This is a genomic window from Lysinibacillus sp. ACHW1.5, assembly GCF_022014815.1.
In the GTDB taxonomy this organism is placed as follows: Bacteria; Bacillota; Bacilli; order Bacillales_A; family Planococcaceae; genus Lysinibacillus; species Lysinibacillus capsici.
Genome location: NZ_CP091777.1, coordinates 67,118 through 81,066, shown reverse-complemented (window position 1 = coordinate 81,066; position 13,949 = coordinate 67,118). Strand labels below are relative to the sequence as shown.

The following is a 13,949-nucleotide window of genomic DNA, read 5'->3' as shown; positions in this document are numbered from 1 at the left end:
TTAATAGGCATAAAAAAATAAGGCTAACAAGAAAGCTATAGCCTTCTTATTAGCCTTACGTCATTTACTATTATACTGACTCTTGCTCTTCTTCACTTTCCGTAGTCTCTTCCTCTACAGAAACAGGCGCCACAATGGTTACTAACATATAATCATCTTCACTAATAATTTCAACAGATGTAGCATCGCGAATATCTGCTACTGTTAGGGATTCCCCAATTTGCAACGATGAAATGTCCACATCAATTGATTCGGGTAACTCAGTTGGCTTTACTTTTACTTTTAATTCTAAGTTAGGCTGCATTAGAATACCGCCCTCACTCACACCAACTGACTGTCCAAGTAATTTAATCGGGACATCAGCTTCTAACTCTTCCGCCATATTAATGGCTAAAAAGTCAATATGATTTACTTCATCTTTCAATGAACATTGCTGAATCTCTGACACAACAGCATTCACCTTTTTCCCCTCTAACTCTAGCGAAAATACACTATTTTGCCCATTTTTTTGAATGGACTTTTTGAAATCTTTTGCAGCAATAGAAATTGGGGTTGAATCTACTTTGTAGCCGTAAATAACTGCAGGAATGGCTCCCCCTTTTCTAAGTTGGGTTAATGTTGAACGATGCCCAGTTTCGCGCTTTGTAACACTTAATACTGTACTCATACTTCTTTATTCCCCTTCCAAGAAAATTATTTACGCCTCAACAATAATTCGTTGTAGGCTATGATAATACTTAGCTCTATTTGTTTAAGGTAGAGTAAATATTATTAAGTCACATTCTTATTATACCCCTTTGTGAGAAGGCTCACACATAAAACACTCATCTATTTCTTGGTCTTGATGAAACAGTGTCCAATTTATATAGAAAAGACCAATCTACTCAAAGAATAGATTGGTCTTATACTTACGATATTTATTAATCAAATAAAGTACTTACAGATTTATTTTCATAAACGCGAGAAATAGCATCCGCCATTAATTTAGCTACAGAAAGCTCTGTAATTTTTGGAGATTTTTTCTCGTCTGAAAGCTGAATTGTATTTGTCACCACTAATTCTTTAATAGCAGAGTTTTCAATACGTTCAATTGCTGGACCAGATAATACAGGGTGTGAACAGCAAGCGTAAACTTCTTTTGCACCAGCAGCACGTAACGCATCTGCCCCAATTGTAATTGTACCTGCTGTATCAATAATATCATCAATTAAGATTGCCACTTTACCATCAACATTACCAACAATGTTCATCACTTCCGCAACGTTTGGTTTCGGACGACGTTTGTCAATAATTGCAATCGGTGCTTTTAATCGTTCAGCCATTTTACGAGCACGTGTTACCCCACCATGATCTGGTGAAACAATAACGATCTCATCGCCTGGAATACCTTTAGATTTGAAGTAATCAGATAGTAATGGTACTGCCATTAAGTGGTCGATTAGGATATCGAAGAAACCTTGGATTTGAGGTGCGTGTAAATCTAATACGATAACACGTGTTGCACCAGCAGTTTCAAGTAGGTTTGCCACTAATTTAGCTGTAATTGGCTCGCGCGCTTTTGCTTTACGATCTTGGCGTGCATAACCATAATAAGGCATTACAACGTTTACTGTACGAGCAGATGCACGTTTAACTGCATCTACCATAATTAAAAGCTCCATTAAATGTTCGTTTACAGGTGCAGAAGTAGACTGCACGATAAACACATCACAACCTCGAATACTTTCTTCAATGCTAATTTGAATCTCTCCATCACTGAAGTGCTTAACAGAAGATTTACCTAACTCTACGCCCATTTCCTGCGCAATTTCTTGAGCTAATGGATTATTAGAATTAAGTGAAAATATTTTTAATTGTGAGTTTGCATAATGATACGGCATGATGGCCTCCTGTTTAGTTGATAATTATTTTGAATTTAATTTGCTTACATAATTCGGTTTGTTTTCTTGTCTTGCACGAGCTATGGCAAGTGCATCTTCAGGAACTTCTTTTGTAATTGTAGAACCTGCTGCAATAAATGAACCTTTTCCAACTTTCACTGGCGCTACTAAGTTAGTATTACATCCTACAAATACATCATCTTCAATAATCGTTTTGAACTTGTTTTTTCCATCATAGTTTACTGTAATGGAACCACAACCAATATTGACGTTACTACCGATCTCGGCATCGCCAATATAACTTAAATGTGAAACTTTCGAGCCATGATCTAGCTTGCTTTTCTTCACTTCTACAAAGTTACCAATTTTCACATGACTACCGATGTCTGAAAGTGGTCGAATATGAGCAAATGGCCCAATAGCAGTATCCTCTGCAATAGCGCTTTCACGGACAACTGAAGAATGTATAGTTGTACGATCACCAACGCGGCTATCTATGATTTGAGTGTTTGGCCCGATAATACAATCTTCACCGATCACAGTAGTACCTTCAATCATTGAGCCAGGTTGAATCACTGTATCACGCCCAATAACTGCATCTGCACTAATATGTGTTGTTTCAGGATGAATAATTGTTACACCATTCCGCATATGCTTCTCGTTGATTCTTGTACGCATTAATGTCTCGGCTTGTGACAAAGCCACGCGATCGTTAACACCTAGTGTTTCTTCAAAATTATCAGTGACATATGCTTCAACAATATCACCTTGCTTTTGTAAAATTTCAATGACATCTGGTAAATAATATTCACCTTGAGCATTATCATTTTTCACAAGCTTCAATGTTTCAAATAATAATTTGTTATCAAAGCAATATGTGCCTGTGTTTATTTCTCTTACTAATTGCTGCTCTGCTGAAGCATCTTTTTGTTCAACAATTTGCTCCACCTGTCCGTTATTGCCACGTAATATACGGCCATAGCCAGTTGGATTTTCAGCAATTGCAGTTAAAATAGTTGCTTTAGCATTCGTTGCTTGATGATGTTCGAATAGCGCTTGCATCGTTTCAGGACGAATTAGTGGTGTATCTCCACATACAACTAACGTTGTACCTTCTTCATTACCTAAAATGGCCTCTGCTTGTTGCACAGCGTGCGCTGTACCTAGTTGTTCAGCCTGCAGCACATACTCACTTTTATCACCAAGCTGTTGTTGCACTTTTTCAGCACCATGTCCGACAACCGTTACAATGCGATTCACATCTAACGTTTGAATATGATCCACCACATGTTGTACCATTGGTTTCCCACATACTGGATGGAGCACTTTATATAATTTGGACTTCATACGTGTACCTTGACCTGCAGCCAAAATGACAGCAAAAACATTGCTCATCTGTAAGTCCTCCAATACGCTCATTTTCTCTTATGACTATATAGCAAAATTCATCTATTTTCAAGGCATGTAGAATTGACAAAAACATGAATTCCTAAATCCAATGCACCTTATGCTCGAATGTCATGAAGTATATCCTGAAATTGCTCATATTATCTTTTTATCAAAATAAAAAGAACCCTTCCAACTAGAAGAGTTCTTCCTATCTTTTTTACCATCAGTTTGTAACATATACTTAAAAAGTAAGTTATTTACTATTTATTACACACCGATTCCCTCTAATTCTTCCTCTTTACCAGCTTCCTCTACTTCACTAGAGTTATGATACTCGTTTAAAATGATCTCCTGAATTTTATTTCGAGTATCAGAATTAATTGGATGAGCAATATCTCTAAATTCCCCATCTGGTGTTCGTTTACTAGGCATAGCTACAAATAAACCAGTATTTCCATCAATGACACGAATATCGTGAACAACAAACTCATTATCAAGTGTAATGGAAGCAATCGCACGCATGCGACCATCCGTCTGTACCCGACGTAACCTCACATCAGTAACTTCCATTTTCTCACCACCTCTCTTCTTAGATGCCTAAATGAAAATATCATATTCTCAATTACCGAATATTTTCCTTTTCATAGTCTATCAAATTTTCTAAAAAATTTGAATACTTATTAGAATAATATTTTTTCTTATATACGTAATTTTTGACAATTGTTTGTCGGCGTAAAAAAACCCACTAAAAAGAATAAAGTTTCTCTTTAGTGAGCTTAATAAGTTTTATTTATTTTACGATTGCAATTACTTCGATTTCTACTTTTACATCTTTCGGAAGACGGGCTACCTCTACAGCTGAACGAGCTGGTTTATGATCACCAAAATGATTTGCATAAACTTCATTCATCGCTACAAAGTCATTCATATCTTTCATAAAGACCGTTGTTTTCACAACATTATCTAAAGAAGTTCCAGCTTCCGCTAAAACAGCTTTTAAATTAGCAAATACTTGATTTGTTTGTACAGTTATATCGCCTTCCACTAAATCACCTGTAGCTGTTAATGGAATTTGACCAGAGCTATAAAACATACCGTTAACAATAATACCTTGTGAATATGGTCCGATTGCTGCTGGTGCATTTGTTGTTGCTACTACTTTCATTTGTCATGTCCCCTTTTAGAAAAATAGTTACCTTCACTTAATGCAATTGTTCGATCTTTTTCATTAACTTCATGAAGCTTTACAAGCGAATAATAATCATCTACTAATGTTTCGTCCGCGTGCTCAGCCTCCACAAGCACTGCAATGCCTGCTAGCTGACAGTCAAACTCCTCTAAGAGGTTTTTCATGCCATTCATAGTACCGCCGACCTTCATAAAGTCGTCCGTAATTAACACACGTTGTCCACTCTTCATGCTTCTTTTTGATAATACCATTGTCTGAATTCTTCTGGAAGAACCAGATACGTAGTTAATGCTTACTGTAGAACCTTCTGTTACTTTACTATCTCTTCTCACAACAACCACTGGTACATTTAAATGTCTTGCAATGGCATGGGCGATGGATATCCCTTTAGTTGCTACTGTCATTATGACATCGATTTGTTGATCTGCAAAGGCAGAAGCAAAGACCTTCCCTACACGATTAATTAAATCTGGGTTTCCAAGTAAGTCTGTCATAAATAGGTAACCACCTGGTAACAATCGATCTGAATGTTCTAGCTCTGCTTTTAAATCTTGAATCACTAAACGTACTTCAGCCTCGGACATTTTCGGAATATACTTTACTCCTCCTGCAGCACCCGGCACTGTCATCAATAACCCGATTCCTTTTTCTTCGAATGTTTCTTTTACAATCGTTAAATCTTCACTAATGGATGACTTAGCAGATTGATATAGTTCTGAAAAATAAGTTAGCGGGATCAGCTGATGTGGATGTTCTAGTAAGTAGTACGTCATATCAACTAGTCGTTCACTACGCTTCCATTTCATGCGACCCTCTCCTAAACACGAATATTTATAGGTAAAATTAACACAAATTTGCGTTTCTAAGCAAGCGTATTTCGCTCACCTAAAATTCGTACTGCATAAACTTCCTCACAAAAACCACGTAAACCGTTATAAATGCGACTTACACGAGCTTCACTATCCACTAGCCCAAATACAGTTGGACCGCTTCCACTCATTAACGTGGCATCTGCCCCAAAGCGCTTCATTTGTTCCTTTAACATCACAACTTCTGGGTGTAGCTTAAATGTTACAGTTTCCAAAACATTTCCTAATGAAGAACATAATAGCTCATAATCTTTTTTCTCTATAGCTTGTATCATCTGCTGTGTATTGGGGTGTTGCAGTCCTTCAACCTTAAGACCCCCATAAACTTCTGCTGTCGACACACCAATTTTAGGCTTAGCTAGTACAACCCAACAATTAGGTGGAGCTGGTAATTCCTTTATTTTTTCGCCTCGTCCTGTAGCGAGTGCCGTGCCTCCGTAAACACAAAACGAAACATCCGAACCAATTTTAGCACCAAGTTCCGCTAATTCATCTATTGATAAACCTAAATCCCACAGTTCATTTAGCCCTTTTAATGTTGCAGCTGCATCACTACTACCTCCTGCGAGTCCTGCTGCTATGGGGATTTCCTTTTCAATCGTAATGGATACACCTTGTCTAATGCCATATGTATCTTTAATGAGACGCGCTGCCTGATAAGCAAAATTACGATGGTCATTTGGTACAAAATTATCTGTTGAAATTATTTGAATAACACCATCTTCTCGAGATTCAAGACTGATACGATCAGCTAAATCGACTGTTGTCATAACCATCTCCACTTCGTGAAAATTATCCGGTCTTTTATAAAGTACATCTAATGTTAAATTAATTTTTGCAGGCGCCTTTACATAAAGCATCTTTCTTCCTCCTTATAGCTACACGTATAAACAGTTCTTTTTTTCGCGCAAGATTATTCATTTTATTTTACCATACTGAGAATACGAAAATGGAAAAAAAGAACCGTTTACCCTATTCGGAGTAACGGCTCTCTCTCGTCAGTTGTATTTGTTGTGTCAGTAAGGATTTTCATCCCTGCTGAATGAAACTTTATAAGATGACTATTTTAGAAAAAACAGCCTACTTACGCTCTTGCTCACTACTTGCCCGTTCAGCCATTTCTATGGCACGTTTGACCATATTACCAGCATCACGAGCTTTTATGCCGCCCCAGCCTTCCTTTTGCACAACATCATAAAATCCAAGTTCTTTTGCGATCTCTTCTTTTAAACGAGGTGACATGATACCTTTTCTAGGCATATAAACTCCTCCTTTAACAACTGACGAATTTAGTATGCCCGTGAAAACGCAAAACACTCATGTATTTTTAATATACATGAGTGTTTCTAAAATATAGAAATAAGTACTAGAAACTATTTTGCGACAGCAGCCTTTGCTTCGTCTAAAAATGTAATCTCTACTGCTTCAGTTAAAATATCTGTGTAGCTATACGATACGCGCTTGCACGTATTGTCTTCTTGATCGAGCTCTACTACAAAGATGGCGCGATATGTCTCACGTAGTATCCCTGCACACTCAACCGTTTTCTTGCGACCACCGTTTGCTTTTAATTGCAAACGTTTACCCAAATGACAATCCAACGACTTTTTAATGTCCGCTAAAGTTTTTGGCATTTTCGCTTACACCTCACTAATAACAAGTATAAGCTAAAGGCCCAAAAATGTCAACAAAATATAATATTTTATCAGCCTCTTATAAAACTTGTCAACTTATTTTTTATAAAAAAATATATATTTTTTTACATATCCGAAAAATTGTTAACAAAAATTTTTACTTTGCAAAAACAGGATGCAGTGCATCCGCTAATTTCCCAAACTCTTGAATTGAAAGTGTTTCTCCTCGGCGAGTTGGCTCAATATTTGCTAACTCTAATGCCTGTAAAATTTGATCCTTTTGTGCCTTTCCATTTGGTAAACCAGATTGCAGGTTATTATAGATTGTTTTTCTTCGCTGTACGAATGAGGCACGCGTTACAACAAATAAAAAATCCTCATCTATTACTTTTACTGGTGGTTCCTCATGCTTGATAAGGCGAATTACAGCAGAGTCGACGTTAGGTTGCGGCATGAAAACTGTTTTTGGAACTGTCATTGCAATATCTGCTTTCACGTAATATTGTATTGCAATTGATAAAGAACCATATTCTTTCGTACCTGGCTTAGCCGTTATACGGTCTGCTACCTCTTTCTGCATCATCACTACAAAACCACGGATCGGTAATCGGTCATTGAGTAATTTCAGTAAAATTGGAGTCGTTACATAATACGGTAAATTTGCTACAACCATAATATCATCAATACCTGGCATCTCATCTGCAATTACTTTCTCCACATCTGCCTTAAGAATGTCAGAGTGAATGATAGATACATTATTATATGGACTAAGCGTATCTTCTAGTACAGGTAATAAACGTTGGTCAATTTCAAAGGAAACTACCTTTTTAGCGCTTCTCGCCAAATGCTCCGTTAATGCCCCAATTCCAGGACCAACTTCGATTGCGCCACTATTCTCAGTTAAATTAGCGTGACTCACTATATTTCTTAAAATGTTCGGGTCAATTAAGAAGTTTTGACCTAAACTTTTTTTAAATGAAAACCCATATTTTTTTAAAATTTCTTGTGTTCGAATTGGTGTAGCAATATCCTTATGCATCATTTTCCTCCTGATCTAACTGTGCGATAGCCGCACCAAATTGCTCCTCTGTAATCTGAAACATTTTCAATCTTTTATGAAGTTGTTTACCATTTGTAGCACCTATATTTAAGATTTCCCCTAGTCTATCACGACGCTGCTTTGATTGTGGATGTCCAATTAAACAAGCAGTCATTAAATCTTCCAATGTAATTACCTCTTCGTTTAGCCCCTCATGTGAAAGGGTATAGACATGTTGTAGTGCCTCACGTATATCATCATCAGCAGCATGCTCAATCCCTAACCCTTTACCGTTTTTAGCAATCGTTTTCGCTTTTGGTAAAAAGGCATGCTTCACCCCTTTTACACGCTCCTCGATAATGGCCCGTATACGACGTCCTGGATAGTCTGGATCAGTAAATACAATAACTCCACGTTTTTCTTGGGCGTGCTGAATTCGCTTTAACGTTTCTTCAGTAATTGCAGATCCATTTGTTTCTATAGTATCTGCTTGTACAGCACGTTTAATAGCTGTCGTATCATCTTTTCCTTCAACAACAATAATTTCTTTAATTTGCAAAAAGGCTCCTCTTTTCTATCTACCTTATCTTCTGACCATTTTACAACTGCTCTATACAATTTGTACAGGAATACTAGGTCCAGATGAGCTTATCTTATCTAACTTACTCTCTACATACCTTACCGCATCATTTGCTAAAAAATAATAAAGAAGCCTTCCCGCCAGTCAAAACAGGAAAGCTCCATTTGTGAAAAAACATTTTGATTAATTTTACAATTTTTTTAATTTAATACTTTAACGCGCACTTTCTTACGTCCCCAGTTACGTGCTTGGGCATCTGTTTGTACAAGTATGTCAATCTTATTACCCTTAATTGACCCACCAGTATCCCCAGCTATAGCAGTTCCATAGCCTTCTACCCAAACCTTTGATCCTAACTTAATAACAGAAGGGTCAACTGCGATCACCTTCAAGCCAGAATTTGAACGTAGGTTTATACCAGTTGCTGATGTACCAGTGCAACCGTTGCAATATGGTGTATATGCTGTTGCCGTTACATAAAATTCTTTACCGTTAGCAGGCTCTGCAGAACCACGTGACACAGTTGCTGCACTTGCAACGATTGTTTTTGTGCCTACTGCAACCACTTGTTTTTTCGGCTCTTTTAATACTTTCTCAGATTGCAGGTTTTTTGCCACAACCTTACCGTTTTCTTTGACAACTTCATACGTACGAGAAACCGAACCCTTCTCGCCCGTTGCTACTACTTTTTGTTTCCCCTTTTGCAATGAAGCATCCTGCTTCTTTTCAACTGCGAAATCTAAAGAGTCTTCCACTACATCGATAACCTTTTCTACGCGAACTACTGTGATTTTACTCTCCGGAGTAATAACGTTCTCCAGGTTATTTTCGACACGATCGAATTCATTTAGCTGAATTCCTTGTTGTTTTAAAAAGTTAGCGACCGTAGTCGAAGTGGACCATACTTGTCTTTTATTTACGCCATCGACAAGCGCTACTTGAAACGCTTTTTGAATATCGATTTTGTTTTCTGCTCCTACTTCAGTATCTAGACCTTGCGCTAAAGAGTCATGTTCAGATACTTTAATATTTGCTTCCTTCAAAATGTTCTTCACAAGTGTTTCAGTTGTCCAAACTTTTGACTGATTTCCATCAACTGAAATAGTTACTTCTTTTGCCTGTTCCCATGTAATTGCTAATCCATTAACAATTTTGGTGTTCAGAGAGGGTGAAATTTTGTCATGCTCTGCTATATCTATATTTTGATTTTGTAATAATTGTTCTACAGTTTTGGCATGTGTTGATACTTCGATTGTTTCTCCATTTGCTTCAAGCTTAACGGATTTTTTCGTACCTTGATAAAGCACGAAAGAGATTACAGACACAAACAGGACAAGTGAAATAATTCTTATCACTGTTTGCTTACTCCTCAATGATCCTAAGAACAAGTTTTTCATGGAATTATTTGACATGAAAAAACGCCTCCTTAATACAAGGTTGGATTATACGGACTAGTTTTGGCACTGTCAACCCGAAAGTATTTCTCTGAAAATTGACTTCTTGTTTTTTGCCAACCACAAACCCTGTATTGGAGGCATCTAAGCTAGTTAATTGTCAATCCCAAAAAAATTTTTCGCATTGGCTGTAGTTGCTTGTGCAATTTCCTCAATTGTCAACCCTTTCAAACGTGCGATTTCCTCAGCAACTAAAGGCACGAAAGCGGGTTCATTGCGTTTACCTCGATGTGGATGTGGAGCTAAATAAGGAGCGTCTGTTTCAATCATCAAGTGCTCAAGAGCAATTTCTGTCGCTACTTCCTTTGGTAGACGTGCATTTTTAAATGTCACTGGTCCCCCAAGACTAATCATAAAATTCATAGCTATACATTCACGCGCTGTTTCTACACTCCCACTAAAGCAGTGCATAACCCCCCCTACGGATGCAGCATTTTCTTCACGTAAAATTTGTACAACATCACCTGTTGCATCCCTATTATGAATAACGATTGGTAAATTGATCTTTTGAGCTAATTGAATTTGCTTGCGAAAAAGTTCCTGTTGAACGTCTTTTGGAGACTTATCCCAATAGTAGTCCAATCCCGTTTCACCAATGCCAACTATTTTTGGATGTGAAGCTAATTGCTCAATCCATTCTAAATCTTGTGGAGTACAATCAATAGCGTCTACTGGATGCCAGCCAATGACACCGTAAACAAAATCATATTGCTCTATTAATTGCATTGTTCTCTCAATGGTTTTACGGTCGAAACCAATAACTACCATTCTTTCCACTTTAGCTTCAAGAGCTCTATCAATCACTTCTTGAAGATCTTCCTCATACTGATCTGCGTTTAAATGTACGTGTGTATCTATAAACATCTTCATTCTCCTAACATTGATTTTATTAAAATTTATTATTTCATATTTTTCGTGATCATTACAATTTCATTACAAACTATTCGACATTGTGACATTCCACTTAATCGACATTACCTAAAGTAGTTCTTTAAACCCACAAAACCGTATTTTTTAAGCACCATAAATTATTTCGAAATAATTTAATTTCAATTTCTCTAACAGATTTGAAAAGCCTGCTGAATAATTTCTATTCAGCAGGCCTTCCTTAAGTTCATTACTTTACTTTTGCACCATTTTCCAGTTTAGGATCAACTGATGCTAATTTTAAAATTCCATCTTTCTCACCAGCTAAAATCATTCCTTGTGATATTTCACCACGTAATTTTACTGGTTTTAAATTGGCTACGACAATCACTTTTTGACCTATTAATTCATCTGGTGTATAGAATTTCGCAATACCTGAAACTACTTGACGTTGCTCATATCCTAGATCAACTTGAAGCTTTAATAATTTATCTGCTTTCGGAACCGTTTCACATGCAGTCACAGTAGCTACACGCAAATCAACTTTCATGAAATCATCAATAGTAATTTCAGGAATTTCTGGATTTTCTTCAGTTTTTGCTACCTTTTTAATTTCTTCATCCTGTGGTGTTTTCACAGAGCCACGCATTTCCTCGCGAATATAAGTAATCTCAACCTCATTTTCTAAGCGTGGGAAAATCGGTATCCCTTTTTCTACCACTTTAATGTTTGCTGGAATAGTATTGCCGAATGTTTCAATTGTATCCCATGCTAAGAATTTGTCATCTAATCCTAACTGATCGATCATACGTTTTGGAGTTGTTGTCATAAATGGTTGCAACATGACAGCAATTTGGTGTAAGCTTTCTGCCAAATTTCGCATAACTGCACCTAATTTTGGCTTGTCTGACTCCTCTTTTGCTAACACCCAAGGTTGTGTCTCATCTATATACTTATTTGTGCGTGAAACAAGCGTCCATAAGTCAGCAAGAACGACACTAAATTGCATTTTTTCCATACTTTCTTCATATTTAATACGTACCGACTCAGCTTGCTCTTTTAAAGCTGCATCAAATTCTGTCGGTTGAAGATTTTCTGTCGGAATAATACCATCAAAATATTTATTAATCATTGAAATTGTACGATTTAATAAGTTTCCTAAATCATTAGCCAGATCAAAGTTTGTACGTTCAATAAATGATTCCGGTGAAAATACCCCATCAGAGCCAAATGGTAATTCTCGTAATAGGAAATAACGCGTCGCATCTAGACCATAACGCTCGATTAACATTTCAGGATAAATTACATTGCCTTTTGATTTAGACATTTTACCGTCTTTCATCATAATAAAACCATGAGCAAATACCTTTTTCGGTAATGGCAAATCTAATGCCATTAAGAAGATTGGCCAATAAATCGTGTGGAAACGAACAATATCCTTCCCAACTACATGTACATCTGCTGGCCAATATTTATTGAATAATGATTCATCTTCTGATAGATAACCTAAGGCTGTAATATAATTCGTTAATGCATCAACCCATACATAAATAACATGCTTTGGATCTCCTGGTACTTTAATTCCCCAGTCGAAGGATGTTCTTGATACCGATAAATCCTCTAGCCCTGGTTTAATGAAGTTGTTAATCATTTCATTTTTTCGTGATTCTGGCTCAATGAATTCAAGGTTCTCTTCATAATAAGCTAATAAACGATCTGCATATTTCTTCATATTAAAGAAGTACGATTCTTCTTTAACCTTATGCACCGGACGACCACAATCAGGACAGTTTCCGTCAACTAGTTGAGTCTCTGTAAAGAATGATTCACATGGTGTACAGTACCAGCCTTCATATTCACCTTTATAAATATCACCATTATCTAAAAACTTTTGGAAAATCTTTTCGACAGCTTTCGTATGTCGATCCTGCGTTGTTTGAATAAAGTCATCATAAGAAATATCCATTAAACCCCAAAGTTTTTTCGCAGCATCTGCAATTTCATTTACATAATCTTGAGGATGTTTACCCGCTTCTGCTGCTTTTTCTTGAATTTTTTGACCATGTTCGTCCATTCCTGTTAAAAAGCGTACATCATAACCTTTTAAACGTTTATAGCGTGCAATAGTATCAGATGCTACTGTTGTATATGCCGTACCAATATGAAATTTCCCACTTGGATAGTAAATGGGTGTTGTTATATAGAATGTTTTTTGTTGTTCACTCACAAGAACTGCCTCCATTGTTTTACAATATACTTTCTATTCTAACGAAGTACGAAATTCGTTTCAATGAAAGTTTATTAAACGCGAAAATTGTCGAATAATATATTTAATCCATTAAATGACTTAAATAAGAACCTTTTTTACTATTAACAAAAATATTTATTAAAAACCTTTTAAAAAAATTAAAATACCTGCATTCTTCTCAAAAATTTTTTTTAAAAACCATAATAATAGTGCATTAATTAATTGACGTTTATGGCATTACTTGGTATGATAACTATCAGACAACGAAATAATGTCGAAATTTGACGAAATACCAATATAACTTTTATAAATTAGGAGGAAATCTATTATGAAATCAACAGGGATTGTTCGTAAAGTCGATGAGTTAGGTCGTGTAGTAATTCCTATCGAGTTACGCCGTACGCTAGGTATTGCTGAAAAGGACGCTTTAGAAATCTATGTGGATGATGATAAAATCATCTTAAAAAAATATATGCCTAATATGACATGTGCTGTTACTGGTGAAGTTTCAGATGATAACTTCCGTCTAGTTGGAGGCAAATTAATTTTAAGTCCAGAAGGCGCTGAAATGTTAGTTAAAGAAATTCAATCTAACTTAAAAAAATAATTAGTTACTCACCTAAATCAAAACAGTGATTTAGGTGTTTCTGTTTATTAATATAACCAAATTCTTAAGCCCTTATAATGTCCATGTCAGACCTTTCTATTTTAAGATTACTATTATTTACAATTATTATCAATTTAAAATTGTGTCTCAAAATTATTACTTTTCAACTTTTAAGTTTCGGTGTCATTAACAA

The 13,949-nt window shown here is 36.3% G+C and carries 15 protein-coding genes; 1 reads left to right on the top strand and 14 read right to left on the bottom strand.

The features are described 5' to 3' along the window. Nucleotides 1–70: 70 nt before the first annotated feature. From L6W14_RS00385 to metG, 14 genes are all read right to left on the bottom strand, one after another. Nucleotides 71–667 (bottom strand): 50S ribosomal protein L25/general stress protein Ctc, encoded by a 597-nt coding sequence (locus tag L6W14_RS00385; RefSeq protein ID WP_131522605.1) that lies wholly within the window; start codon nt 665–667, stop codon nt 71–73. A 253-nt stretch (nt 668–920) separates the two neighbouring features. Next, the gene (locus tag L6W14_RS00380) at nt 921–1,880 is read right to left on the bottom strand and encodes a ribose-phosphate diphosphokinase (protein WP_004229183.1); all 960 of its coding nucleotides are present in this window, start codon (nt 1,878–1,880) and stop codon (nt 921–923) included. A gap of 24 nt (nt 1,881–1,904) precedes the next feature. Then, entirely contained in the window at nt 1,905–3,275 is a 1,371-nt protein-coding gene (gene glmU, locus L6W14_RS00375; RefSeq protein WP_237898994.1) for a bifunctional UDP-N-acetylglucosamine diphosphorylase/glucosamine-1-phosphate N-acetyltransferase GlmU, read from the bottom strand. A 261-nt stretch (nt 3,276–3,536) separates the two neighbouring features. After that, nucleotides 3,537–3,839 carry a septation regulator SpoVG gene (gene spoVG / locus L6W14_RS00370; protein ID WP_004229187.1) on the bottom strand — a complete coding sequence of 101 codons (303 nt, stop codon included), beginning with the start codon at nt 3,837–3,839 and terminating at the stop codon, nt 3,537–3,539. Nucleotides 3,840–4,059: 220 nt separating this feature from the next. Continuing rightward, nucleotides 4,060–4,434, bottom strand: coding sequence for a RidA family protein (locus L6W14_RS00365; protein ID WP_004229189.1), 375 nt, complete (start codon nt 4,432–4,434; stop codon nt 4,060–4,062). Beyond that, entirely contained in the window at nt 4,431–5,264 is an 834-nt protein-coding gene (purR, locus tag L6W14_RS00360) for a pur operon repressor (RefSeq protein ID WP_004229190.1), read from the bottom strand. The genes L6W14_RS00365 and purR overlap by 4 nt, the downstream gene beginning before the upstream one ends. A 56-nt stretch (nt 5,265–5,320) precedes the next feature. Continuing rightward, on the bottom strand, nt 5,321–6,187 hold the full coding sequence (gene ispE, locus L6W14_RS00355) for a 4-(cytidine 5'-diphospho)-2-C-methyl-D-erythritol kinase (protein ID WP_131522603.1): 867 nt from the start codon (nt 6,185–6,187) through the stop codon (nt 5,321–5,323). Between the two features lie 220 nt (nt 6,188–6,407). Further along, complete coding sequence (locus L6W14_RS00350) at nt 6,408–6,587, bottom strand: small, acid-soluble spore protein, alpha/beta type (RefSeq protein ID WP_004229193.1); 180 nt, start codon at nt 6,585–6,587, stop codon at nt 6,408–6,410. A gap of 113 nt (nt 6,588–6,700) precedes the next feature. Further along, nucleotides 6,701–6,961, bottom strand: coding sequence for a biofilm formation stimulator Veg (gene veg / locus L6W14_RS00345; protein WP_004229199.1), 261 nt, complete (start codon nt 6,959–6,961; stop codon nt 6,701–6,703). Between the two features lie 157 nt (nt 6,962–7,118). Further along, entirely contained in the window at nt 7,119–8,000 is an 882-nt protein-coding gene (rsmA, locus tag L6W14_RS00340) for a 16S rRNA (adenine(1518)-N(6)/adenine(1519)-N(6))-dimethyltransferase RsmA (RefSeq protein ID WP_048395444.1), read from the bottom strand. Further along, on the bottom strand, nt 7,993–8,559 hold the full coding sequence (rnmV, locus tag L6W14_RS00335) for a ribonuclease M5 (RefSeq protein ID WP_131522702.1): 567 nt from the start codon (nt 8,557–8,559) through the stop codon (nt 7,993–7,995). Before rnmV ends, rsmA begins: the two co-directional genes overlap by 8 nt. A gap of 221 nt (nt 8,560–8,780) precedes the next feature. After that, nucleotides 8,781–9,992, bottom strand: a complete 1,212-nt coding sequence (locus tag L6W14_RS00330; protein ID WP_131522703.1) for a resuscitation-promoting factor — start codon at nt 9,990–9,992, stop codon at nt 8,781–8,783. Nucleotides 9,993–10,127: 135 nt separating this feature from the next. Further along, nucleotides 10,128–10,898, bottom strand: coding sequence for a TatD family hydrolase (locus tag L6W14_RS00325; protein ID WP_131522704.1), 771 nt, complete (start codon nt 10,896–10,898; stop codon nt 10,128–10,130). A 253-nt stretch (nt 10,899–11,151) separates the two neighbouring features. Next, the gene (gene metG / locus L6W14_RS00320; protein ID WP_284705956.1) at nt 11,152–13,143 is read right to left on the bottom strand and encodes a methionine--tRNA ligase; all 1,992 of its coding nucleotides are present in this window, start codon (nt 13,141–13,143) and stop codon (nt 11,152–11,154) included. 334 nt (nt 13,144–13,477) lie between these two features. Between metG and L6W14_RS00315 the strand changes: the two genes are divergently transcribed. Beyond that, nucleotides 13,478–13,756 (top strand): transition state genes transcriptional regulator AbrB, encoded by a 279-nt coding sequence (locus L6W14_RS00315; RefSeq protein WP_004229214.1) that lies wholly within the window; start codon nt 13,478–13,480, stop codon nt 13,754–13,756. Nucleotides 13,757–13,949 lie beyond the last annotated feature (193 nt).

Excerpts from the sequence above, each read along its gene's own strand:
- L6W14_RS00385 (WP_131522605.1), bottom strand. The coding sequence starts at position 667 with ATGAGTACAGTATTAAGTGTTACAAAGCGCGAAACTGGGCATCGTTCA.
- L6W14_RS00380 (WP_004229183.1), bottom strand. The coding sequence starts at position 1,880 with ATGCCGTATCATTATGCAAACTCACAATTAAAAATATTTTCACTTAAT.
- glmU (WP_237898994.1), bottom strand. The coding sequence starts at position 3,275 with ATGAGCAATGTTTTTGCTGTCATTTTGGCTGCAGGTCAAGGTACACGT.
- spoVG (WP_004229187.1), bottom strand. The coding sequence starts at position 3,839 with ATGGAAGTTACTGATGTGAGGTTACGTCGGGTACAGACGGATGGTCGC.
- L6W14_RS00365 (WP_004229189.1), bottom strand. The coding sequence starts at position 4,434 with ATGAAAGTAGTAGCAACAACAAATGCACCAGCAGCAATCGGACCATAT.
- purR (WP_004229190.1), bottom strand. The coding sequence starts at position 5,264 with ATGAAATGGAAGCGTAGTGAACGACTAGTTGATATGACGTACTACTTA.
- ispE (WP_131522603.1), bottom strand. The coding sequence starts at position 6,187 with ATGCTTTATGTAAAGGCGCCTGCAAAAATTAATTTAACATTAGATGTA.
- L6W14_RS00350 (WP_004229193.1), bottom strand. The coding sequence starts at position 6,587 with ATGCCTAGAAAAGGTATCATGTCACCTCGTTTAAAAGAAGAGATCGCA.
- veg (WP_004229199.1), bottom strand. The coding sequence starts at position 6,961 with ATGCCAAAAACTTTAGCGGACATTAAAAAGTCGTTGGATTGTCATTTG.
- rsmA (WP_048395444.1), bottom strand. The coding sequence starts at position 8,000 with ATGCATAAGGATATTGCTACACCAATTCGAACACAAGAAATTTTAAAA.
- L6W14_RS00330 (WP_131522703.1), bottom strand. The coding sequence starts at position 9,992 with ATGTCAAATAATTCCATGAAAAACTTGTTCTTAGGATCATTGAGGAGT.
- L6W14_RS00325 (WP_131522704.1), bottom strand. The coding sequence starts at position 10,898 with ATGTTTATAGATACACACGTACATTTAAACGCAGATCAGTATGAGGAA.
- metG (WP_284705956.1), bottom strand. The coding sequence starts at position 13,143 with ATGGAGGCAGTTCTTGTGAGTGAACAACAAAAAACATTCTATATAACA.
- L6W14_RS00315 (WP_004229214.1), top strand. The coding sequence starts at position 13,478 with ATGAAATCAACAGGGATTGTTCGTAAAGTCGATGAGTTAGGTCGTGTA.